Annotated in this window: 15 protein-coding genes and 1 pseudogene; 1 reads left to right on the top strand and 15 read right to left on the bottom strand. The window is 72.4% G+C overall.

Translation table 11 applies throughout. The annotated features are described in order from the left end of the window. Window positions 1-327: 327 nt before the first annotated feature. The 4 genes from BJ971_RS41995 to BJ971_RS08890 all read right to left on the bottom strand — a co-directional run bounded on the left by BJ971_RS41995 (window position 328) and on the right by BJ971_RS08890 (window position 7,206). The gene (locus BJ971_RS41995; protein WP_307837366.1) at window positions 328-2,529 is read right to left on the bottom strand and encodes a protein kinase domain-containing protein; all 2,202 of its coding nucleotides are present in this window, start codon (window positions 2,527-2,529) and stop codon (window positions 328-330) included. Between the two features lie 521 nt (window positions 2,530-3,050). Continuing rightward, the gene (gene cphA / locus BJ971_RS08900; protein ID WP_184991498.1) at window positions 3,051-5,789 is read right to left on the bottom strand and encodes a cyanophycin synthetase; all 2,739 of its coding nucleotides are present in this window, start codon (window positions 5,787-5,789) and stop codon (window positions 3,051-3,053) included. Continuing rightward, window positions 5,786-6,625, bottom strand: coding sequence for a cyanophycinase (locus BJ971_RS08895; protein ID WP_184991496.1), 840 nt, complete (start codon window positions 6,623-6,625; stop codon window positions 5,786-5,788). The genes cphA and BJ971_RS08895 overlap by 4 nt, the downstream gene beginning before the upstream one ends. A gap of 74 nt (window positions 6,626-6,699) precedes the next feature. Next, complete coding sequence (locus BJ971_RS08890; protein ID WP_239087333.1) at window positions 6,700-7,206, bottom strand: winged helix-turn-helix transcriptional regulator; 507 nt, start codon at window positions 7,204-7,206, stop codon at window positions 6,700-6,702. A 56-nt stretch (window positions 7,207-7,262) separates the two neighbouring features. Between BJ971_RS08890 and BJ971_RS08885 the strand changes: the two genes are divergently transcribed. Next, window positions 7,263-7,775 (top strand): PaaI family thioesterase, encoded by a 513-nt coding sequence (locus BJ971_RS08885; RefSeq protein WP_184991494.1) that lies wholly within the window; start codon window positions 7,263-7,265, stop codon window positions 7,773-7,775. 21 nt (window positions 7,776-7,796) lie between these two features. Here BJ971_RS08885 and urtE read toward each other — a convergent pair whose 3' ends face one another. From urtE to BJ971_RS08830, 11 genes and pseudogenes are all read right to left on the bottom strand, one after another. Beyond that, a complete protein-coding gene (gene urtE / locus BJ971_RS08880) occupies window positions 7,797-8,492 on the bottom strand; it encodes an urea ABC transporter ATP-binding subunit UrtE (RefSeq protein ID WP_184991492.1) in 696 nt (231 codons plus the stop codon). A gap of 1 nt (window position 8,493) precedes the next feature. Then, window positions 8,494-9,252: an urea ABC transporter ATP-binding protein UrtD gene (gene urtD, locus BJ971_RS08875; RefSeq protein WP_203709203.1), complete on the bottom strand. Its 759-nt coding sequence runs from the start codon at window positions 9,250-9,252 to the stop codon at window positions 8,494-8,496. Next, a complete protein-coding gene (gene urtC / locus BJ971_RS08870; RefSeq protein WP_184991490.1) occupies window positions 9,249-10,340 on the bottom strand; it encodes an urea ABC transporter permease subunit UrtC in 1,092 nt (363 codons plus the stop codon). The genes urtD and urtC overlap by 4 nt, the downstream gene beginning before the upstream one ends. After that, the gene (gene urtB / locus BJ971_RS08865) at window positions 10,337-11,218 is read right to left on the bottom strand and encodes an urea ABC transporter permease subunit UrtB (RefSeq protein WP_184991488.1); all 882 of its coding nucleotides are present in this window, start codon (window positions 11,216-11,218) and stop codon (window positions 10,337-10,339) included. Before urtB ends, urtC begins: the two co-directional genes overlap by 4 nt. Window positions 11,219-11,225: 7 nt before the next feature. Further along, window positions 11,226-12,410: an urea ABC transporter substrate-binding protein gene (urtA, locus tag BJ971_RS08860; protein WP_239087332.1), complete on the bottom strand. Its 1,185-nt coding sequence runs from the start codon at window positions 12,408-12,410 to the stop codon at window positions 11,226-11,228. 145 nt (window positions 12,411-12,555) lie between these two features. Beyond that, a complete protein-coding gene (locus BJ971_RS08855; RefSeq protein WP_184991486.1) occupies window positions 12,556-13,833 on the bottom strand; it encodes a DUF1501 domain-containing protein in 1,278 nt (425 codons plus the stop codon). A gap of 5 nt (window positions 13,834-13,838) precedes the next feature. Beyond that, window positions 13,839-15,392 carry a DUF1800 domain-containing protein gene (locus BJ971_RS08850; RefSeq protein WP_184991485.1) on the bottom strand — a complete coding sequence of 518 codons (1,554 nt, stop codon included), beginning with the start codon at window positions 15,390-15,392 and terminating at the stop codon, window positions 13,839-13,841. Window positions 15,393-15,531: 139 nt separating this feature from the next. Further along, window positions 15,532-16,950 (bottom strand): annotated as a pseudogene (locus BJ971_RS08845) (UDP-glucose dehydrogenase family protein); the annotation flags it as partial. 1 nt (window position 16,951) lies between these two features. Continuing rightward, window positions 16,952-18,508 carry a glycosyltransferase family 39 protein gene (locus BJ971_RS08840; RefSeq protein ID WP_184991483.1) on the bottom strand — a complete coding sequence of 519 codons (1,557 nt, stop codon included), beginning with the start codon at window positions 18,506-18,508 and terminating at the stop codon, window positions 16,952-16,954. A 13-nt stretch (window positions 18,509-18,521) separates the two neighbouring features. Beyond that, window positions 18,522-20,639: an acyltransferase family protein gene (locus BJ971_RS08835; RefSeq protein WP_184991481.1), complete on the bottom strand. Its 2,118-nt coding sequence runs from the start codon at window positions 20,637-20,639 to the stop codon at window positions 18,522-18,524. Beyond that, window positions 20,636-22,216, bottom strand: coding sequence for a glycosyltransferase family 2 protein (locus BJ971_RS08830; protein WP_184991479.1), 1,581 nt, complete (start codon window positions 22,214-22,216; stop codon window positions 20,636-20,638). The genes BJ971_RS08835 and BJ971_RS08830 overlap by 4 nt, the downstream gene beginning before the upstream one ends. Window positions 22,217-22,411: the final 195 nt, after the last annotated feature.

Genomic DNA, 22,411 nt, shown 5'->3' with positions numbered 1-22,411 from the left:
AACTCCCCCGATAGCTACTTGCTCCGGTGCGGGCAACGCTCGTGTCGGCGCGGACCGGAGCCGCCCAGCCCACAGGCCGATATCAGTCATCTTGCACGTGGGCGTCGGGCCGGGCCGCAGGCACGCCGAGAGGGTCCGCTCCGATTTCGGCTCGGGATTCTGGTTGCGGAGTTACCCGAGGGGAGTCCGGGGCCCGGACATCGAGAGCGATGCTTCCGGGCCGGGATCGCGGGCGCCTGCCCGACACGATTCGACTCTAGCTCGCGGCTCGGGCAGTCGACCGCTACTCCGGTCGACTGCCCGAGGAACGCGCTGTCCGGCCCCGGCTCACTCTCCCTCGGGCGTGTCCTCCGGCTCCAGGTCGGTGTTCATGACCGGCGGCGGCGAAAAGGTCGGCGTGGTCGAGGCGGTGGTCGGCGGCGTCGTGCCCTGCGACGGAAGGGTCGGCGGGGCCGGCGCGGCCGGACCGTCGTCGGTCGGTTCCACGATCTGCGTCTGCGTCGGCGTCGGGCTGGCCGAGGTGGTCGTTGCCGGCGGGGTCGTGCCGACCGGCACCGGGACCGCGACACCGCTCGGGTTGATGGAGATGCCGGGGATCGGCGACTCCTTGGTCGGCACCGGGCCGAGCCGGACCTCGCCGTTGGTCAGGTGCTCGACCGGCTGCGACGGCGCGCCGGGCGCCGGCGACACGAACGTCTGGCAGGTCTCGCCGGCGAGCTGGAACACCATCGGCGCGGCGTTGCTGGCCCGGTAGCGGCCGGTGAACTGCAGCGTCTCGCTCTGCTGCGGGTTGAGCGCCTTTGTGGACTGCACGGTGACGCCCTGGCCCTGCTGGTCGAGCTTGAGCTTGCCGTTGCCCGAGACGACCTGGTCGCCCGGCATCACGAACCAGAGCTTCCAGTCCTTGATCGCCGTGGTGTCGCGGTTGGCGACGGTGACGGCGGCCCGGAACTTGTTGTTCGCGTCCGACCAGACCGCGTAGCTGACCACGCACTTGCTGGAGCCGGTGAGGCTGGTCGGCTGCACGCCGGCCACGGAGTCCTTCGGCTCGTCGCCGTTGGTGAACGCCGCGGTCAGGGCGATCAGGACGAGCACGGCGGCCGAGCCTCCCGCGATGAAGAGGCGGCGCCGCTGCGTCGTGCCCGTGTGGCGACCCGGCCCCGGCGCGCCGGGGCCGGTCTGCCCCGGTCCGCCGCCCGGACGGTTCGGCGGGGGCGGGGCCCCGCCGTCGGCGCGCGACGGCGGCCGGCTCGGCGCGTCGGCGCCGAAGGCCGGGCGCAGGGCCGGGCTGACCGGGCCCGGCGTGCCGTGCGGCTCCGGGTGCGCGGCGTGCGCGGCCGGGTAACCGGTCGTCGGGGGCGCCTGCGGCACGCCGCCGAAGCGGCTGTTCCGCGGGCCGCCGCGCGGCGGGGCCGCGCTGCCGCCGGGGCCGACCGCGGCCTCGACCTCGGCGACCGAGACCGGCGGCACCGGGGAGCCCGATGGCGCCGGCGACACCGGCGCGTCGTGACCCGAGGCCACCGCGGGTACCGCGGCGACGCCCCGGCCGGGAGCGGCCGACTCCGCTACCCGCGCGTGGCCCGGGCGGATCCGGCCGAAGCCGTCGGTGTTCTGGTGCGCGGACGGCAGGATCGTGGTGTCCTCGCCGCTGTCGGCCCAGTCCGGCACGAAGGCGCGGGCCGAGGGGACGCCGGCGGACACCGTGCCGAGCACGTGCGCCAGCTCGGCGCTGGACGGGCGGTCCGAGGGCCGCTTCTCCAGGCACCGGGCGATGAGCGCGGAGACCGCGTTCGGCAGGCCCTCGACGGGCGGCATCGGCTCGGGCTCGGTGTACTGGTGCGCGCGCAGCAGGGCCGTCGTGGTGCCGACATCCCACGGCAGCTGGCCGATCAGCGTGCGGTAGATGAGCAGGCCGACCGCGTAGACGTCGGTGGCCGGGCTGACCTGGCCGCCCTCGAGCCGCTCGGGCGCGAGGTAGGCCGGGGTGCCGAGCAGGCTGCCGTCGGGGTCGATGTCGTTCTCGCCGATGAGTGCGGAGATGCCGAAGTCGACGACCTTGGCGCCGCCCGGCGTGAGCATGACGTTGGCCGGGGTGACGTCGCGGTGCACGATGCCCCGCGCGTGTGCGGCGGCGAGCGCCGCCGAGACCTCTGAACAGATGCGCACCGCGGCCGGCCACGGCAGTCGGCGCACCCGGGCGAGGACGGCGGCGAGGGACTCGCCGTCGACCAGCTCCATGACGACGTACGGCACGGGCTCACCGTCGACGGTGGTCGCCTCGCCGTAGTCGTAGACATTCGTGATGTGCGGGTGGCTCAGCCGCGCCGCGGCCTGTGCCTCCGCGCGCAGCCGGCGCCGGAACGAGGGGTCGGCGCTCGTCGAGGGCGGCAGGACCTTCACCGCGACCTGACGACCGAGGACCTCGTCGAAGCCTCGCCACACCACTGACATCCCGCCGGCGCCGAGCCGCTCGACCAGTCGATATCGACCGGCCAGCAGACTCGAACCGGGCAGGTCCGTCGTGCTCATGTGCCCCCACATGCGCGATCGGAAGAAAACATCAGTACCGCACCGCCATGCGTCCTGATGCCGGGGCGGTGCTCGGTCCGCCGTAGGACCGAGCATTCCCCATCGACGGCGAGGATGTTAGCCCACTAACGGCTCCTGTCTCGACACATCGCCGACACCGATGACCTGCGCATCGTCACTGTCTGTTCTGCGCTATGCGCCGCGGGTGCATGACGATTCGAGTGGCCAAAATGCCTGGTCAGAGAGGTGTAGATGATCATGCAATTCGGACCTGGCCGGATTTGTCACACTTCGTCGGAACTTGCGGGTATCCCTCGGATGTGGCGCATCCACAAGGGATTCTGCACGTGCAGTTGCTCTTGCATTACCTAAAGAGACATTGACCGAAGTATGAGTTACTTTCATCTATACCCTCGGTAATGCTTGCCGCAATGCAATGACCAGGGCAACCCCGCCCGATCGGGTGATTTCCGTACGACGATCATGCTTTGTTGCCGCGACACTCCATTATTTCCGGCAATTCACCCGGGAGCGCTACCGGCGCGGGTGGGCAGGAGCCCCAGATCGAGCGTCGGCCGAGCGGTCAGCCGCTCCGCGGGCACCACGGCCGCGCCGGCCGGCACCGCACCCAGCTCCTCGAGATGGTCCAGGACCGCGGCGAGCTTCTCGTACATCACCAGGACCACGTCGCCGGGCGCGGCCAGCCGCAGCGCCTGCTCCACCGCGGCGCGGTGACCCTGCGCCCGTACCGCGTGCAGCTGTGGCCGGCGCGCGCGCATCTCCCGCTCGACAAGGCCCGCGACCTCACCCGGCGTGCGCCCCCGCGGATCCTCGTCCTCGTAGAGCACCACCCGGCCGACCCCGTCGGCCAGCACCTGCGCCGAGGCGGCCAGCAGGTCGTCGCGGCGGTCGCCCGGCAGCGTCACCGCCGCCAGGCACCGGTTCGGGCCGAAGACCCGGTGCAGGGTCCGCAGCACCGTCGCGATCGCCGCCGGGTTGTGCGCGTAGTCGATGAACAGGGTCACCTCGCCCACGCGCAGCACCGTCGCCCGGCCGGGGTTGTCCCGCCGCGGCTCGAAGCTCGCCAGCCGCGCGGCCACCAGGTCGTGCGAGGCGCCGAGCGCCCGCGCCGCGGCCGCGGCCGCCAGCGCGTTGAGCGCCGCGTGCGGCGCCGCCCCGTCGAACGAGCCGGGCACCTCCTCGACCCGCAGCAGCGGCGTCCGCCGGGCGCCCGTCGCCTGAACCAGCCAGCCGTCCTGGAGGACGTACGCCGTTCCGCCGGCGCCGAGGTGCGCGGCCAGCACCGGCTGCCGGGCGTCCGTGCCGAACCAGACGATGCGCTTGCGGTCCGCGCGCACCCGGTCCCGCTCGGCGAGGCTTCGCACCCACGGGTCGTCCGCGTTGAGCACCAGGGTGCCGCCGTCGCGGACCCGCTCCGCGATCAGCGCCTTGACGTGTGCCAGCGCCTCGATCGAGTCGAGCCCGTCCTGCCCGAGATGGTCGGCGGTGATGTTGGTGATCACGCCGACGTCGGTCCAGTCGTAGCCGAGCCCGCGCCGCAGCGTCCCGCCACGCGCGGTCTCCAGGACCGCGGCCTGCACACCGGGGTCGCCGAGCACCATCTGCGCCGAGCGCGGGCCGGTCGCGTCGCCCTGGTGGACCGTCCGGCCGTCGATGCTGACGCCCTCCGTCGTGGTCAGGCCGACCCGCAGACCCATGCCCGCCAACAGGTACGCCGTCAGCCGCGCCACCGTCGTCTTGCCGTTGGTGCCGGTGACGGCGACCGTCGGTATCCGCCCGTCGGACCCGCCGGGGAACATCGCCCGCACGATCGCGTCCCCGACGTCGCGGGAGCGCCCCCGCACCGGCGCCAGGTGCATGCGCAGCCCCGGCGCGGCGTTCACCTCGATGACGCCGCCCGTGGTCCGCGCCGGGCCACCCGGCGGCAGCGGCGCCGCGATGTCGTCCAGCCGCAGGTCGATGCCCGCGATGTCGAGGCCGACCAGGGCGGCGACGCGCAGGCACAGCGCGGCGACCTCGGGGTGCACCCGGTCGGTCACGTCGCTGCCGGTGCCGCCGGTGGACAGGTTGGCGTTCTCGCGCAGCCACACCAGCCGGCCCGCGGCCGGCACGGCACCGGGCGCGCAGTCCTGCCGGGCGAGCACCGCCAGCGCGTCGTCGTCCAGGGCGATCCGGGTCAGCACCCGGGCGTGGCCCCGGCCCCGGCGCGGGTCCTCGTTGGTGCGGGCCACCAGCTCGGCGACCGTGCTCTCGCCGTCGCCGACGACGTGCGCCGCGAGGCGTTCCGCGGCGGCGACGACCTCGCCCGCCACGACCAGGACCCGGTAGTCGCGGCCGGCGAGTTGCCGCTCGACCACCACGTCGCCGCCGGCCGCCGCGTACGCGTTCTCCACGTCGGCGGCCGTGCGCAGGTTGAGGGCCACGTTGCGGCCCTGGCGGCCGCGGCGGGGTTTGACGACGACCGGCGCGCCCAGCACGGTCAGCAGGCGGACCGCCTCCGCGGCGGTCCGGGCCGCGCCGCCGGCGGCGACCGGCACGCCGGCCTCCTCCAGCAGCCGGCGGGTCACCTGCTTGTCCGCGGCGATGTCGACGCCGACGCCGCCGGTCCGGTCGGTCATCGCCGCCCAGGCGAGGCGGCGCCGGTTGCCCCAGCCGAGCCGCAGCAGGCTCAGGTCGGCGTAGCGCTCGACCGGGATGCCGCGGCCGCGGGCCGCCGCGATGATGGACCGGGTGCTCGGGCCGATGGCCTCGCGCTCCGCCAGTTCTGTCAGCGCGGCCACGCGCGCCGCCAGGGCGGCGCCCGGCGGGCAGTCGCCGGCCGCGACCGCGGTGACCAGCTCGGCGGCGGCGTCCAGCAGCTCCGCCGCCAGCGGGGACTCGGGCGACTCGTCCTGCGGGCACTCCACGATCACGTCGTAGAGGCCGGGCTCGCCGGCCGAGACGGTCCGGCCGAAGCTGACGTCGCGCCCGATCCGCTGCGACAGCTCGATGCTGACGTGCTCGGTCACGTGTCCGAAGTAGGTGCCGCCGCGCATCCGGCTGACGAAGCCACCCGGTGCGCCCGCCGCGCAGTGGTGCTCGGCGAGCCCGGGCAGCGCGCGCAGCAGCCGCTCGGTGAACCCCTCGAGGTCGCTGGTCTCGCGGCCGGTCAGCTCGTCGAGGCGCAGCCGGGCCACCGCAACCGGGCGGTCAAGGTAGACGTTGGGTCCGCGCAGCCGGCGGATACCGAGGATCTTCATGCGGCCAGTTCCCGTTCCCCTCCGGCCCCGTCGGCGAGCGAGGGGCGGCGACCGGACAGTTCGAACCTGCACCCGGCAGGAAGCACGTGTACGCGCGCGCCGGTGAGCGCGATCGGCCCGTCGACCGGCGTCCGGATGTCGCCGGCCGCGCCCGCGTCGACCACGATGACCGCGCCGCTGCCCAGCACCTCGAAGCAGTCGCCGTCGGCCAGGATCGCGGTGTCCTCGTCGATGCCGAGGCCGAGCTCGTGCGGGTACAGCGCGACGGCGCTGAGCAGGCGGTTGAGCCGGCCGCGCTCGGCGAAGTGCATGTCGATGAGCACGCCGGGCAGGAACTCGAGGCCGGGACCGGTACGCACGCTGGTGCGCGCGACCCCCGGCCCGTCACCGCCGATGATCATCGTGCCGGACATCATCGCGGCGCCGGCGCTGGTGCCGCCGAGGACCACCGCGCCCTCCTGCACGAGGGTCTGCAACGCGGAGTCCGTACGGGTACCGCCGAGCACCGTGGTGATCCGCAGCTGGTCGCCGCCGGTGAAGAAGACGCCGGTCGCGGTCGCGAGCGCCTCGATCACCGCGGACTCGTTGGCCTGTGCCCGGGTCTCCAGCCGCAGCGCACGGACCCGGCCCGCGCCGAGGCGGGAGAAGAGGGCGGCGTACTCGGCCTCGAGGATGGCGGGCTCGGCGCTGGCGGTGGCGATGACGACCAGCTCGGCGGCGGCACCGCCGGCCAGGTCGACGAAGCGGCGCAGGATCTCGGTGCCGCCGGGGCCGTACCGCTCGGCGCCGCCGATGACCAGCAGCCGGGAGCGGCGCGATCGATCGACGAGCGCCACGCCGCACCTCCTCCGTCAAACCCCACTGCTTACGAGGCTAAACGGAAGAAACCCGAAACATCCGGCTAATCCGGCTAGTCGCCGGGCGGAGCCGGCCGGCTGCGCCGGGCACCCGGTCCGGGCCGCGGCACGACCTGACGGTTATCGGCGACCCGGTGCCCCTCGGCGCAGCGCAGCTCGACGTGGATCTCCGCGCCGCAGCCCCGGTGCGCCATCTCCAGCGGCGGCCCCTCGGGCTCGGCCAGGTAGTGGTCGCCCCACTCCTTCACCGCGGTCAGCACCGGATAGAGGTCGATACCCTTGGCGGTCAGCCGGTATTCGTGGCGGATCCGCGCGCCCGGCTCCTGGTACGGCTCGCGGCGCAGCAGCCCGTGGTCGACGAGCGAGGCGAGCCGGTTGGTAAGCACCTGGCGCGGTATGCCGGTGCGCTCACGCAGGTCGGCGAAGCGCCGCACCCCGTTGAAGATCTCGCGCAGGACGACGATCGTCCACTTCTCGCCGAGCACCTCCATCGCCCGGCCGATCGTGCAGGTCTCCATGGACCAGTCCATGGCCGGCGGACGCGAGATCGTGTGATTCATGACATGAAGGCTAGGTCTGTTTGACAGACACAGCAAGCCCGTGCCAGGCTGCGTCCATGACGCAGACTCAGGATGAGACCCGCACCCGCACCTACTCCTGGGCCAGCCCGGCCGAGCACGCCGCCCTGCTGGCCACCACCGGCGGGCTGGAGCTGCTGCGGGCCATGGCCGCGGGCGAGCTGCCGCCCCCGCCGATCATGAGCCTCATCGACCTCACCGGGATGGAGGCCGAGGAGGGCCGCGTCACGTTCCACCTCGAGCCGCGGGAGTTCCACTACAACCCGCTCGGCACGATGCACGGCGGGGTGATCTCCACCCTGCTCGACAGCGCCGCCGCGTGCTCGCTGCACTCGACGCTGCCGGCCGGCGTCGGCTACACCTCGCTCGACCTCAACGTGAAGTTCCTGCGCCCGGTCACCGTCGACTCCGGCCGGCTGACCTGCACGGGCAGCGTGCTCCAGCGGGGCCGGCGTACCGCGCTCACCGAGGCGCGGCTGACCGACGGCGCGGGACGCCTCGTCGCGCACGCCACCTCGAGCTGCATGATCTTCGAGGCGCCCGGGGCCTGATCCCAGGAGTCCGGCGGCGGGTCAGACCGCCAGCAGGCGGCGCACCGACTCGTCGCGCAGATCGTCGGCCGGGCCGGAGCGCACGACCTCACCCGCGTCGAGGATCACGAAGCGGTCCGCCAGGCGCAGCGCCAGCTCCAGGTACTGCTCCACCAGCAGGATGCTCAGCCCGGCCGCGTGCAGTTGCCGGATCGCGTCCTCGATCTCGAGCACGATCGACGGCTGGATGCCCTCGGTCGGCTCGTCCAGCAGCAGCATCCGCGGCTCCGTGACCAGCGCCCGGGCGATCGCGAGCTGCTGCTGCTGGCCACCGGAGAGGAAGCCGGCGCGCCGCTTGAGCAGCCCGCGCAGCGCCGGGAAGAGGTCGAGCGCCTCGTCGACCGCCCCGCCCGTACGCCGGTTTCCCGTGCTCTCCCGGGCGACCTGGAGGTTCTCCGCGACGGTGAGCTGCGGGAAGGTCTCGTGCCCCTGCGGCACGTAGCCGAGCCCGAGCCGAACCCGCTCGTGCACCTTGAGCCGGGTGATGTCCCGCCCGTCGAAGGTCACCGTCCCCGAACGCGACGGCAGCACGCCCATGACCGCCTTCAGCAGGGTGGTCTTGCCGACTCCGTTGCGGCCCATCAGGCAGACCAGCGAGGCCGCCGGCGCCTCGAGGCCGACCCCGAACAGCACCTGCGCCCGGCCGTACGACACGTACAGGTCGCGTACCTCGAGCATCTCAGGCCACCTCCTTGTCGAGCTCGTCGCGGGTCCGTCCGAGGTAGACCTCCTGGACGCGGGGGTCGGCCCGCACCTCGTCGACCGTGCCCTCGCACAGCAGCCGGCCCTCGTGCAGCACGGTGACCGTGCTGGCGAAGCGGCGCAGGAAGTCCATGTCGTGCTCGACCACCAGCACCGTGTGGTCCCGGGCTACCGCCCGCAGCAGCTCGCCCGTGCGCTCACGCTCGTCGCGGCTCATCCCCGCGACCGGCTCGTCGAGCAGCAGCAGCCGGGGCCGTTGCACCACGAGCATCCCTATCTCCAGCCACTGCCGCTGGCCATGCGACAGGACGCCGGCCGGCCGGTCCGCGACGGCGCCCAGCCCGATCGTGTCGAGCGCCGAGGCCACGTCGTCGCCGACCCCGCGCCGGCGGCGCAGCAGCGCCGGCATCCGGCGCCGGAAACCCGCCGCCAGGTCCAGGTTGTCGAGAACGCTGAGCTCCTCGAACACCACCGACGTCTGGAAGGTACGCCCGACGCCCGAGCGCACGATCCGGAACTCGCGGCGGCCGACGAGCTGCTGGCCCGCGAACGTGACCGAGCCGGAGGCGGGCCTGGTCAGGCCGGTGATCACGTCGATAAGGGTGGTCTTGCCCGCGCCGTTGGGCCCGATCAGGAACCGCAGCTCGCCGGATTCGAGCGTGAAGTCGAGATCGGTGATGGCGTGAAAGCCCGAGAACACCACGTTCAGGCCGCGTACCTCCAGCAGCGCGCTCACGCCCGTACCTCCTCGGGGGTCTTGATGACCGGCGGGGAGGCCGGCGCGGGCGGGCGGCGGCGGGCGGCCACGGCGGTGCGGAGCTGGTCGGCCAGGCCGGCCAGGCCGCGCGGCGCCCAGAGCAGCACCGCGACGAAGAGCGCGCCCTGCACGTAGAGCCAGCCGTCCGGCCACGACTCGCTGAAGATCGTCTTCGCGTAGTTGAACAGCAGCGTGCCGCCGACCGCGCCGGCCAGCGAGTAGCGGCCGCCGATCGCCACGCCGATGAGCAGCTCCAGCGAGGCGACGACGCCGAGGTTGGCCGGGGTGAGCAGGCCGACGACGGGCACGAAGAGCGCGCCGGCGATGCCGGCCAGGCCCGCCGAGACCGCGAAGGCGATCGTCTTGACCAGCGCCGGGTCATAGCCGAGGAACCGGACCCGGTCCTCGCCGTCGCGGATCGCCACGAGCAGCTGCCCGTACCGGCTGCGGACGAGCTGCCGCACGCCCAGATAGGACAGCCCCAGCACGATCACGATGACCAGGTAGAGGATCCGGCGGTCCGCGTCCTCGTAGAGGTCGAGGCCGAAGAAGTACTGGAAGTCGGTAAGGCCGTTGGTGCCGCCGGTCAGCCCCTGCTGGCCGACGAGCAGGATCACGAACGCCGCGGCCAGCGCCTGGGTGAGCACCGCGAAGTACGCGCCCCGCACCCGCTGCCGGAAGATCAGCAGGCCGAGCAGCAGGGCGACGGTCACCGGCATGACCACGACCATGACCAGCGCGAAGACCGGGTCGGCGAACGGCCTCCAGAGCAGCGGCAACTCCTCGACGCCGCTCCACGACATGAAGTCGGGCAGCTGCCCCGGCCCGGCCTCGGCCAGCTTCAGGTGCATGCCCATGGCGTAGCCGCCGAGGCCGAAGAACACACCCTGCCCCAGCGTCAGCATCCCGCCGCGCCCCCAGGCCAGCGCGATGCCGACCGCGACGATCGCGTAGCACAGGTACTTGGCCAGCAGGTCCAGCCGGAACGGGGTCAGCAGCAGCGGCGCCGCGAGCAGCAGCACCGCGACCGCGACGAACGCGGCCCGTTTCGCCCAGGTCAGCGTCATGTCAGGGCCCGCGATCGCAGCACGAACATGCCCTGCGGCCGGAACTGGAGGAATCCGATGATCACGGCGAAGACCACCACCTTGGCGAAGCTGGCACCGTTCGCGGTCCAGAACTCGACGTAGCTGTTGAGCACACCCAGCGCGAACGCCGCGATGACCGCGCCGCGCAGCTGGCCGAGGCCGCCGGCCACGACCACGAGGAACGCGTCCACGATGTACGCGCTGCCCAGCGTCGGCCCGACCGGGCCGATCAGGGTCAGCGCCACCCCGGCCACCCCGGCGAGGCCGGAGCCGATGAAGAAGGTGGCCTGGTCGACCCGCTCGGTGGCGACCCCGCTGACGGCCGCGAGCTGCCGGTTCTGCATCACGGCGCGCATACGCCGGCCGTGCCGGAGCCGGCTGAGATACACCGAGATCAGCACCACGCAGCCGACGGCGAGGACCAGGATGAAGATCCGGTTGTACGGCATCCGCACCCCGCCGAGGTCCACGCCGCCGGTAAGCCAGCCCGGGGCGGTGACCTGGACGTTCGGCGCGCCGAAGATGTCTCGGGCGACCTGTTGCAGTATCAGGCTGATACCGAAGGTGAGCAGCAGCGTGTCGAGGGGCCGGCCGTAGAAGCGCCGGATGAGCAACCGTTCCATGATCAGCCCGAGCACCCCGCCGACGACGAAGGCCACGGGCAGCGCCACCACGACGGCCTGCGAGCCGAAGAACGGTTGCAGGACGAAGGCGGTGTACGCCCCGGCCATGATGAACTCACCGTGCGCCATGTTGATGACGCCCATCTGGCCGAACGTGAAGGTCAGGCCCAGCGAGGCGAGCAGCAGCACCGCGCCGATGCTCGCCCCGATGACCAACTGGTTGAGCGCGCCCATCGCTGTTTCAGGACGCCAGTCCGGCGGCCCACGGATAGCCCTTGAGGTACGGGTCCGGCTTCACGGGCTGCCCGGAGTTCCACACCTCCTTGATCTGGCCGTCCGGCTGGATCAGGCCGATCCGCGCGGTCTTGTAGACGTGCTGGTTCTCGCCGTCGATCGTGACCTTGCCCTCGGGCAGGTCGAGCGCGATGCCCCCGGCCGCCTTCTTGACCGCCTCGACCTCGACGCTGCCCGCCTTGGTGGCCGCCGCCGCCCAGAGCTTGACCGCGTTGTAGCCGGCCTCCATCGGGTCGGAGGTGACCTTGGTGGCGCCGTACTTGGCCTTGTACGCCTTCACGAACTCGGTGTTCGTCGCGCCCTCGGTGGTCTGGTAGTAGTTCCACGCCACCAGGTGACCGGCGATGTTCTCCGGGCCGATGCCGCCGACCTCCTCCTCGGCGACGCTCACCGAGACGGTCGGCATCGTCTTGTCGGTGAAGCCCGCGCTGCGCAGCTGCTTGAAGAACGCGACGTTGCTGTCGCCGTTGAGCGTGTTGAAGACGACGTCGGGCTTGGCCTGGCCGAGCTTGTTGACGATCGTCGAGTACTCGGTGTTGCCGAGCGGGGTGTACTCCTCGCCGACGACGGACATGCCGTTCGCCTCGGCGTACGCCTTGATGATCTTGTTTGCGGTGCGCGGGAAGACGTAGTCGCTGCCGACCAGGAAGACCGACTTGCGGCCCTGCTCCTTGAGGTAGTCCAGGGCGGGGACGATCTGCTGGTTGGTGGTGGCGCCGGTGTAGAAGATGTACGGCGAGCTCTCCAGCCCCTCGTACTGCACCGGGTACCAGAGCAGGGCCTTGTTGCGCTCGAAGACCGGGAGCATCGCCTTGCGGCTGGCCGAGGTCCAGCCGCCGAACGTGGTGGCGACCTTGTCCTCGTTGATCAGCTTCTGGGCCTTCTCGGCGAAGGTCGGCCAGTCCGAGGCGCCGTCCTCGACGACCGGTTCGAGCTTCTTGCCGAGCACGCCACCGGCGGCGTTGACCTCCTCGATGGCGAGCAGTTCGGAGTCGCGGACGGTCACCTCGCTGATGGCCATCGTGCCGCTGAGGGAGTGCAGGACGCCGACCTTGATGGTGTCGCCCGAGGAACCGCCCCCTTGCGACGGATCGTCCGCACAGCCGGTCAGCAGGAGGGATGCGGAGAGCATTGTCAACAAGGTGGTGGTCCACTTGCCAGGTGCCATGGGGGACTGTCCCTTCGCCCGCGGGATGGTGCCCCGAAAGTTAGGAACGCGGCGTTTCACGGAGCGTGTCGGCGCATGTCCAATGCGTTAACGACATCTCACAGCCACCTCAGCGGGGACGCACGACCCCGGAGTTCGTCGTCCTGACGTCCGGGAACACCGAACGGGTGTTGGCCAGGCCGCAGCGCTCGCGCAGGATCTCGGCGATGACCGCCCGGTAGTCCGTGGTGACGGCGAGGTCGCCGTCGACAAGCCGGCGCTCGTCCAGCCCGGGCCAGCGACCGTGCACCTTGCCGCCGACCACGCCGCCGCCCAGCAGCATCATCGCGTTGCCGTACCCGTGGTCGAGGCCGCCGGAGCCGTTCTCGCGCACCCGCCGCCCGAACTCGCTGACCGTCACCAGGGTGACGCGGTTCAGGCCGGCGGGACCTAGGTCGGTGGCGAACGCGGCGAGCGCCTCGGCCAGCTTGGCCAGCTTGTCGTGCATCCGCTTGCCGGCGACGGCCGCGCCGAGGTTCTCGTGCATGTCCCAGTCGCCGGAGTCGACACAGGCGGACATCAGCCCGGTGTTCCCCTTGATCAGCCGGGCGACGTCGCGCAGCGCCCGGCCGAGGGTGTCGTCCGGGTAGGCCGCGCCGCCGGCCGGCTGGTACGGCTTGGCCGCCAGCGCCTTCGCCGTCACCAGGGAGCTCGTCACCTGCCGGGCGGGCGCGCTCAGTACGGTCGGCGCGCCGGCGTACAGCTTGGCCAGGGTGGCCGCCATCGGCTGGCCCTCCTGGTCGCCGTAGAGCGCGAAGTCGTCGATCGACTTCATGCCCAGGGTGGGAACCGGCCCGGCCATCGCCCGCGACGGCATCATGCCGCCGACGGAGACGCCGTTGAAGGGGCTCGTCGCGCCGAGGCCGCCGAGCATCCGGTCGAGCCAGCCGGTACGCAGGCTCGAGCCGGGCGCGGCCCGCTCCAGGTTCTCCATCGCGGAGAAGTGCGAGCGGTTCGGCGCGGGCTGGCCCGCGGCCTGTATCGCGCCGAACGTGCCGGCCTTCCAGAACGGCAGCAGCGGCGCGAGCGCCGGGTGCAGGCCGAAACGGGTGTCGCCGCCGATGAGCTGGGACTTCGGCACCGCGATGCCGGGCCGGGCCGCGTAGTAGGCCGGGTCCCCGGCGGGCACGATGGCCGACAGGCCGTCGAAGCCGCCGCGCAGCGACAGCACCACCAGCACATCCCCGTTGTACCTGCCGGCGGCGAAGGCCATCTGGGTGGAGAGCAGGTCACCGGCGAGACCGGCGACCGCGCCCGCCGCGCCGGCGGCGGCGGCACTGCCCAGAATCCGGCGACGCGACATCGTCGTCCGATGATCGTCCGCGCAGCCACCGCTCAAGTCGGGCATTGAGGTCACCTCGCCGCAAAGTAGGGTGAATTTAACATCAGGGCCACGAGCTGGGGAAACTTCCAGCCGACGGCGGCATCCGCGGACCCGAGCGCCGACGTGGGCGCCTTGTCGAAGTAGGCCGTCATCGCCGCCGCGTGCTCCGCCGGCAGGGTGCGCCCGAACAGCCGCCGGGCGAGGGCGTCGACAAGGGCGCCGTAGGTGGCGGGCAGCTTGCCGACCAGCTCACCGGCCAGGTTCCGCGGGCGCTGGAACTCCTTCGGGCGGTACCCCGCGACGATGTGCAGGTGCGCGTTCCACCTGGCCAGCATCCCGCCCGGCGACGCCCAGGCCGCGGCGACGTCCGGGTACCCGTTCGGTGGAGCCCAGGCCATCGGCGCCTGCCCCGCCGAGTTGATCAGCCAGTAGAGCGACTCGATGCCCGCGGTACCCGACGCGTCCGGCCCGTAGCCGACCGCGCGCACCGTCGCGACGATGTCCTCGTACGGGGTGCGGACCTTCTGGCCGGCGGACGCGCGGAACTCGGCCGAGGTGAACAGCGCCCGCAGCACCGGGACGATGGCCGACCGCTTGTCGAGGTAGACCTTGGCCAGCTTGGTCACGAGCGAGGCCGGCGGGTTGTCCGAGACGAACCGGACGGCCAGCTTGGTGGCGATGCGCCGGGCGGTCGCGGGGTGCAGCGCCAGGTGGTCGAGCAGCGCCAGCGCCGCCTTCTCGCCGCCCGCGGCCGTCGCGTTGGCGTGCCGGAAACCGAGCACCGTCACCGGGCCGGTGGCGTGCGAGCCGGCGCTGTACCGGTACCGGCCGGTGTCCCAGTCGACGGTCAGGCCGGTCAGCAGCCGGGCGGCGTTCCTGACGTCGGACTCCTTGTAGCCCAGCCCGACGGTGTGCAGCTCGAGCAGCTCGCGGCCGTAGTTCTCGTTCGGCGCCGTACGGGTGGAGAAGCGGTTGTCCAGGTAGGTGAGCATCGCCGGGTGCCGGGCGGCGGCCTTGAGCATGTCGGCGAAGCGGCCGAACGTGTGCTGCCGGATCACGGTCCGGTCGTAGTCGTGCCGGTTGTCCCAGACGTCGGCGGACGGGTTTGTGACGTTGAGGTGGTTGGACCAGAAGTCGACCATCACCTCGAACAGCTGCCGCTCGCTCCAGACGGCCCGGGCGGTGGTGGCGAAGCCCAGCTGGAGCATCGTGTCCCAGCCGTACCGCGTGGTGCCCGCACGGACCCCGGAGCGGATCTCGTCGATGGAGAGGCCGATCAGGGGAAAGCGGGACATCAGCGCGTCGCAGGCGGCGTCGGGGATGCCGGCCGGGCTGAGCTGCCGGTCGAGCCACTTCGTCACGCCGAGCCGGCGGATCTCGGCGACGGAGGCGGCCGTCGGCCCGTACGTGGCGCGGCGCAGCAGGTGCAGTCCGGCGTCCGCCGCGACGTAGTCGGCGGCCCGGCGGACGGTGGCGGCACCGGCCGGCGCCGGCACGGCCGCGATCAGGCCGGTGGCGGCGGCGCCGACCGCGCCGCCGACCAGGCTGCGGCGGCTGATCGAGGTCCCGCGTGGTTCCGTCACAAAGAGCTAGTTCGGCCGGACCTCTCCCCCGCCGCACGGCAGGGCCGCTTGGCTACCCAGCCGCAACCGGCGCGGTAGCGGGCCGGGGCGTCGGCGGGCGATACACCGGCGCGGCGGCCTCGGCCTCTCCCGCCCGGCTGCCCATGCCGCGGTACTGCCAGCCGGCCGCGCGCCAGGCCGCGGCGTCGAGGCAGTTGCGGCCGTCGATCACCCGCCGGGCGGCGACGAGCCGGCCGAGATGTGCCGGGTCCGCGGTGCGGAACTCCGCCCACTCGGTCAGGACACAGACCAGATCGGCACCGCGTACCGCGTCGTCGAGGGAATCCTCGAAGATCAACTGCGGTTGCGCGCGGGCGGCGTTCGGCATGCCCTGCGGGTCGTGCACGTGCACCTCGGCGCCGGCCCGGGCCAGGGCCGCCGCGATGGCGAGCGCGGGCGCGTCGCGTACGTCGTCGGAATGGGGCTTGAACGTCGCGCCGAGCACCGCGACGCGGGCGTCGTCGAAGTACGGCCCGACCGGCCCCGCCGGGCAGCCGAGCAGCTCGGCGGCGAGCTGGACCACCCGGCCGCGGCGGCGCTGGTTGATCAGATCGACCTCGTGCAGGAAGCGCAGCGCCTCGCCCGCGCCCAGCTCCTGAGCCCGGGCCTGGAAGGCCCGGATGTCCTTGGGCAGGCAGCCGCCGCCGAAGCCGACGCCGGCGTGCAGGAAGCGGCTGCCGATCCGCGGGTCGTAGCCGATCGCCCGGGACAGCTGGGTGACGTCGCCCCCGGCGACCTCGCAGACCTCCGCCATCGCGTTGATGAACGAGATCTTGGTGGCCAGGAACGCGTTCGCCGCCACCTTGACCAGCTCGGCGGTGGCGAAGTCGGTCACCACGACGGGCACCTCGCGGTCCTCGGTGACGGCCAGGTCGAAGATGCCGCCGTGCGCGGCGTACAGCATGGCGCCGGCCCAGTCGCTGCGGACGCCGACGACGACCCGGCTGGGCCGCAGGACGTCCTGCACCGCGAAGCCCTCCTGGAGGAACTCCGGCGACCAGGCGACCTCGACGCCCAGCGCCGCGTCCGCGTGCTTGTCCACCAGGCGCTCCACCCATTCCGCCGTGCCGACCGGCACGGTGGACTTGCCGACGATCAGCGCCTTGCGGCGCAGGTGGGCGGCGAGCCCGGTGACCGCCGACTCCACATGCGACAGGTCGGCGCCCATCCCGCCGGCGCGCTGCGGGGTGCCGACGCAGATGAAATGGATGTCGCCGAAGTCGGCCGTCTCCTGGTACGAGGTGGTGAAGCGCAGCCGCCCGGCGGCCAGATTGCGCTGGAGCATCTCGTCGAGGCCCGGTTCGAAGAAGGGCACCACGCCGCCGGCCAGTGTGGCGATCTTCGCGGCGTCGACGTCGAAGCCGAGTACCTCGTAGCCCAGCTCCGCGAAGCAGACCGCGTAGGTGGCGCCGAGATATCCGGTGCCCAGGAACGTCAGCCGCGGGCGCTGCTCGCCCGAGGGCGGCTCCGCGGCGGCGACGCCGGGCAGGGATCCGCCCGGCGAATAGGGAATCGTCATGTCAGTTCACGTCCTTGCGATTCAGCACGAAGATGCGGACGTGCTCGAACGTCCGGAATTCGCTGAGGGTGTACGCCGTCAGCAGGAAGCCCTGGATGGGACCCGGCATGCCGTTCATCGGGTCCAGGTGTGAGTCGGTCGGTGACACCAGCCAGATGCGCTTGGTCACCCCGACGCAGATGCCCGGATCGGCGCACTCCTGCGCACCGAACGTGCCGTTCTGCTGCGAGCTCCGCTCGACGAGCACGTCCCTGGGCAGCACCGATTGCCGGGTCTCGTAGTCGAAGGCCCGGCGGCCGTTGCGGGTGACGCCGGCGTAGACGATGCCGTCGCCGGGCGCGGCCGCGGCCAGTACCGCCCGGGCGGCGGCCCGGAAGTCGGGCTCGCCGTACACCGGGCTGTGCCGGGCGGCGCGCTGTCCCGGCCCGCCGACCACGAGCACCGCGGCCACCACCAGCAGCGCGCTCAGCGAGACCGGAATCCTCGCCCTGACCGGGCCGGCGAACCGGACCAGCGCGAATCCGAGCGCGGCGGCGAGCAGCGCCCACGCCGGCACGGTGAAGAGCAGGTAGCGGTGCAGGAACAGGTGCAGGATCGGGAAGGTGACGTAGCAGAAGATCGGCGGGAACAGCGCCCAGGACAGCAGCAGGACGATCGGCCCCCGCCGCACCGGCCAGAGCAGGATCGTCGCCAGCAGCGCCCCGGCGAGCACCACGACGGCGACCTGCCAGGAGCCGAAGATCCGCTCCGGCAGGGTCATCACCGCCGTGGCGTCGGCCCTGATCCAGGAGATGACCGACGACTGGTCCGAGCCCTTGGCCGCCAGCGGGAGCGCCACCGTCACGGCGAGGCAGGCGCCGGCGCTCCAGCGCAGCAGCCGCAGGTCGCCGCCGGTACGGAACGCCCGCCACAGGAAGAAGGCGTGCGCCGGCAGGACGGTCAGGGTCACGATGTGCACCAGCCCGGCGAGGATGACGCCGGCGCCGTACCAGTACCAGCGCCGCCAGGTCGGCCGCTCGATCGCCCGCAACAGCAGCAGGGTGGCCAGCGTCGCGAAGCCGATCGCGAACGCGTACGGCCGGGCCTCCTGGCCGTAGCGGGTGGCCGTGGGCAGCGCGGCCATGATCAGCCCAGCCGCCAGCCCGGTGCCGGTGTCGAACAGCCGGCGGCCCAGCGCGGCGGTCAGCGCCGCGGTGGCCGCCATCGCCAGCGCGGACGGCATCCGCAGGCTGGCCTCGGAGTCGCCGAACACGTCGATCCAGAGGTGCAGCGCCAGGTAGTAGGGCGCCACCACGGCGTCGACGTTGTTCAGCAGCTTGGCCAGGTCGCGCAGGCCGAGGGTCGAGGCGTACCAGGTGGCGTACTCGTCGTTCCACATGCTGCGCGTGCCGATGCCGACGACCGACAGGGTCAGCGCGAGCAGCGCCGGCGGCAGGCACAGCAGCGCGCTGCTCGCCGGGGACCAGGTCCGCCGGCCCGGTTCGGCCTGGTGCCCGTCGGCCCGGCGCTGCGCGACGATCTGCGGTGCGGGCGGGGACAACACTTGCGCGTCGGTCATCGATTCTCCTCGCTCATTGAGGGAGTTCCTGGTTCAGCAGGCCGCCGAGGCGCCGTGAGAAGGCGGGCGTCAGGTTGCTGTCGTCGCGGTAGACGACGGTGTTCCCGATGACGGCCGGGCACACCGTCGGCGTGCAGAACCAGGCGGCGGTGTCGACGACGGTTGCCCCGTGCACCTGCGTCATCGCGCGGACGATGCGCAGCCTGGACAGCGACAGGGAGCCGAACACCTGGAGGTTGCACCGGGTGATCGCCCGGGGATGCTCCGCCAGGCAGCGCGGCACGTCGAAGCGGGCGACCGGGGTGTCCTGGATGACGACCGGCACGGCACCGGTACGCCGGATCCGCTCGACCGACTCGGCCCAGGCCTCACCCCAGTCCTGGTCGACACCGGCGGTCTTGACGGTGTCCAGCGGGCTGCCCTCGCGGTGCCGGCCGGAGATGACCACCATCGCCGGCCGCAGCCGCTTGATCCGGGCCAGCGCCCGCAGGCGCCACCTGTCGCACTCGACGTACGGGCCGGTGCCGTCGCCCCTGCTGACCGTGCCGAGCGCCGCACCGCAGTCGGCCTTGGTGAAGACGACGACGCGCCAGCCCCGCTTGTGTGCCACCACGTCGAGGGCGTCGTACCACTGCTGCGCGTGCGCGTCGCCGAACAGGACGACGACCTTGCGGCTGGTCGGCACGCCGTGCCGCTCGCAGCCCCGGCGCATGTTGTACGACACGAGCGTGACGGCCCTCGGCGCCAGGCATCCCCCGTCGTGCGGGATGCCGCCCGCCCGGGACAGCGCCGGCGTGAGGTCGGCGGGGAGCGCCCTGCGCCCGACGCCGGCCCGGATGATCTGCTGCAACTGCGCGACGGTGAAGTCGCCGGACGCCAGCACCTCGGCCGCGGTCGGCGCGGCCCGCGGCTCCCGGGCCACCGGTACCGGCAGCTGGAGCGCGAGCAACGCCAGGCCGGCGGCGGCGGCCGTCAGCGTGCCGCCGAGGGCGAGCGCCCGGCCCGGGCGCGACCGCAGGCCGTGGTACAGCCGGATCCGGTTCTCCACGGCCGCCACCGACATGGCCGCCGGCACGAGGGCAACGACCACCAGGGCAAGCCGGGCCGGCACCGACAGCGGATGCCCCACCACGTACGGCGCCAGGACCAGCAGCGGCCAGTGCCACAGGTACCAGCTGAAGGAGACCCGGCCGAGCTCCTGGAGCGGCTTGATCCGCAGGAGCCGGCGCGCGCCCCAGGCGGGCCGGGCGCAGCCGCCCGCGATCACCAGAACCGTGCCCAGCACCGGCAGGACCGCGGCCGGCCCGGGCAGGACCCGCGCGAACGCGGAGACCGCGACCGCCCCCAGCCCCAGCCAGGTCAGCACGCCCGCCGACCAGGGTCCGAGCCGGGCGAGGCGGTGAGCGGCCAGGGCGACGAGCGCGCCGAGGGCGAACTCCCAGGCCCGGGCCGGCAGGCCGTAGTACGCCCAAGGGTCGTGTGCGGCCGCCTGCCGCAGGCAGAGCTGGAGCGAGGCGGCCACGCACACCGCCAGCGCCACGGCCACCGCGACCGTGCTGGGCCTGCCACGCCGGGCCCAGGCCAGCGAGACGACGAACAGGAGCACGGGCCAGACCAGGTAGAACTGTGCGATCAGGCCCAGCGACCAGAAGTGCTGGAGCACCGACGGCTCGGCGGAGCCGGCGGCCTGCGTCGCCAGCCGCAGGTTCATTGTCGAGGTCGCGGCGGCGATCGCGTCCCAGGCGGTCGCCGCGCGGGTCGCCGGCGGCAGCCAGTGCCAGGCCGCGGCGAGCGCGCCGAGTACGACCACGGTCGAGGCCGGTACCAGCCGCAGTGCCCGCCGGGCATGGAACCGGCGCAGCGACAGCCGCCCGTCCTGCCGCAGCCCGCGCAGCATGATGCCGGTGACGAGGAAGCCGGAGATCACGAAGAAGACGTCGATGCCGGCCTGGCCGTCGATGAAGCCGAGGCCGGCGTGGTGGCCGACCACCAGCAGGATCGCGACGGCACGCAGCCCCGCGACGTCGCGGCGGAACGCCGGCGGCGCCGGCGCGGTGTTCGCCGGGGCGGCCTGGGCGACGGCCTCCCCCGCGGTCAGGGAATCGGGCCTGCCGATCGTGGTGTGCGTCATGACGCCGCGTGCGGCGCGTAGAGACCGGTGCCGCGCGCCTCGGGTATCGGCCGCGGCACCGGCACCGGCGCCGGCCGGCGCTCGGGCGTCGCCCGGTTGCCCAGCAGCAGCGGGCCGACGAAGTACAGCATCGGGCCGGCGAACAGCACCGTCGCCCAGAGCTGGGCCAGGCCGTGGTTCCTGATGCTCACGACGATGCCCACCCAGGTCAGGATCTGCGCGGTGATGAGCCAGACCCGGAGCAGACGGAGCACGCGGCGGGCGGTCGGCGTCCGCTTGGCGGCGCCGGTCGGCACCCAGGCGGCGGTCCGGCCGCGGAGGAAGTCGAACAGGGCCAGGGCGTGGCAGAAGCCGATGAGCATCTGTACCCGGACGACGGCCGGCGACCACCGGTAGTCAGTGACCCGGGGCATCAGCGTCGACCACACGAAGATCGTGCCGATCAGCGGCAGGTAGTTGAGCGGACGGATCTGGTCCGGGAAGAACCACAGCATCAGGACGGCCGGTAGCTGACTCGCGAACGCCGCGACGGCCGTGGTGATGTAGTAGAGGAAACCAGTCCAGAAGCACAGCTTCTGCTTGACGGTCAGCGCCGAGCGGTGGAAGCCCGGATCCGCCAGCAGGCTCATGCTGCCGGTGCACCACCGGTACTGCTGGTTGGCGAAGCCGTCGAAGTTGTCCGGGCACACGCCCTTGGCCAGGTTCACCGGCACGTAGCGTGTCCGGAATCCGGCCTTCGACAGGTTCACCCCGGTGTGCACGTCCTCGCTGTGGCCGATCTGGGCGAAGCCGCCGGCCCGCTGCAACGCGCTGCGGCGGTAGACCGCATTGGTACCGACACAGATGGCCGCGTCGACGGAGTCACGGGCCGGCTGAATCCAGCGGTAGAACATCTCCTGGGTCGCGGCGGCGGAGCGTTGCAGCCAATTGAAGTGATCCTGCTGTACGTCGAAGAATTGCGGCGACTGGACGATGCCGACCGCCGGATCGTCGAAGTACGGCGCCAGCTCGCGGACCATATCGGCGCGCGGCGCGAAATCGGCGTCGAAGACGTGAATCAGGTCGCCGTCGGAGTTCTCGTATCCATATCGCAAATTCCCGGCCTTCTTCAGCTCGCCGCGATTGGGACGCGTCAGATAGCGGAAGTCGAAGCGTGCGGCCAGCTCCGCCACCGATTCGCGGGCCGAGTCGTCGAGGACGTAGACGGTGAGCCGGCCGGGCCAGTCCAGGAGCATCACATTGCGGTACGTGTTCTCCAGGATGGCCATCGGCTCGCCCGCGGACGGCAGGAAGACGTCGACCGAGGGATGCTCCTCCGGGCGGTACGCGGCCACCTTGGCCTCGTGCTCCGCCCGGGAGCCGCGGCGCTTGCGGGTGCTGGAGAGCAGGCTGATGAAGACGGCGACGACCTGGAGGGCGATCAGCTCGTAGAGCAGGCTGGTCCACGCCGAGTTCGCGGCCAGCCGGGACATCCCGTACATGACGCCGGCGAAGGCGCACAGGAACACGCAGAAGATCCAGCGCCCCTGCTTGCCGTAGTAGAGGTACTTCTCTGTATTGGTCGGGGGTAGCGGCACGTAATCCACCACTGTCCGCGCGGGTGCGGCGGCTTGCGAGTCCGCCCCGCGCCGTATCTGTGCGACTGCCACCGGTGAGGCCTTCCAAATGAGTGGTCGTATCCGGGGGAAGCGAGAAATCAACTGAGGCGGCAGACCGATGGCGCGATACCCGCCGGACGGCCTTCCGCATCGGGCCGGCGCAGGAAGCGGCCC

Source organism: Amorphoplanes digitatis (assembly GCF_014205335.1).
Classification (GTDB): Bacteria; Actinomycetota; Actinomycetes; order Mycobacteriales; family Micromonosporaceae; genus Actinoplanes; species Actinoplanes digitatus.
This window is presented reverse-complemented; position numbering and strand designations above follow the sequence as displayed.

What these genes read in the sequence shown, in the direction of transcription:
- BJ971_RS41995 (WP_307837366.1), bottom strand. Translation starts at nt 2,529, where the DNA reads ATGAGCACGACGGACCTGCCCGGTTCGAGTCTGCTGGCCGGTCGATAT.
- cphA (WP_184991498.1), bottom strand. Translation starts at nt 5,789, where the DNA reads ATGAAGATCCTCGGTATCCGCCGGCTGCGCGGACCCAACGTCTACCTT.
- BJ971_RS08890 (WP_239087333.1), bottom strand. Translation starts at nt 7,206, where the DNA reads ATGAATCACACGATCTCGCGTCCGCCGGCCATGGACTGGTCCATGGAG.
- BJ971_RS08885 (WP_184991494.1), top strand. Translation starts at nt 7,263, where the DNA reads ATGACGCAGACTCAGGATGAGACCCGCACCCGCACCTACTCCTGGGCC.
- urtE (WP_184991492.1), bottom strand. Translation starts at nt 8,492, where the DNA reads ATGCTCGAGGTACGCGACCTGTACGTGTCGTACGGCCGGGCGCAGGTG.
- urtC (WP_184991490.1), bottom strand. Translation starts at nt 10,340, where the DNA reads ATGACGCTGACCTGGGCGAAACGGGCCGCGTTCGTCGCGGTCGCGGTG.
- urtB (WP_184991488.1), bottom strand. Translation starts at nt 11,218, where the DNA reads ATGGGCGCGCTCAACCAGTTGGTCATCGGGGCGAGCATCGGCGCGGTG.
- urtA (WP_239087332.1), bottom strand. Translation starts at nt 12,410, where the DNA reads ATGCTCTCCGCATCCCTCCTGCTGACCGGCTGTGCGGACGATCCGTCG.
- BJ971_RS08855 (WP_184991486.1), bottom strand. Translation starts at nt 13,833, where the DNA reads ATGCCCGACTTGAGCGGTGGCTGCGCGGACGATCATCGGACGACGATG.
- BJ971_RS08840 (WP_184991483.1), bottom strand. Translation starts at nt 18,508, where the DNA reads ATGACCGACGCGCAAGTGTTGTCCCCGCCCGCACCGCAGATCGTCGCG.
- BJ971_RS08835 (WP_184991481.1), bottom strand. Translation starts at nt 20,639, where the DNA reads ATGACGCACACCACGATCGGCAGGCCCGATTCCCTGACCGCGGGGGAG.